A 250-nucleotide genomic window follows, 5' to 3' on the forward strand; every position below is an offset into this window, starting at 1 on the left:
AATGCGACGGACTGTGAACCAGCACCTTCTTCGACCCGAAGCGGGTGGTAGCCTTTCCCCACCTATCCCTCGGCGCCGGCGCCATTCGGGGTTGGTACCGGCGCAACCAGTTCTATTACCAGCTCCTCGTGAGCCTCGCGAAGCACTACGGCTTCGACATCGAAGAGCCCTTCGAGGAGCTGCCGGAGAAGATACAGCAGGTGATCCTCTACGGCTCGGGCGACGAGCGCATCCGCTTCCCCTACCCGGG

1 pseudogene is annotated in these 250 nt (G+C 62.8%); it reads left to right on the plus strand.

The annotated features are described in order from the left end of the window. Positions 1 to 23: 23 nt before the first annotated feature. Positions 24 to 250 (plus strand): annotated as a pseudogene (locus ACTFO6_RS19265) (hypothetical protein); the annotation flags it as partial.

The organism is Pelomicrobium sp. G1, from assembly GCF_051905455.1.
GTDB lineage: Bacteria > Pseudomonadota > Gammaproteobacteria > Burkholderiales > UBA6910 > Pelomicrobium.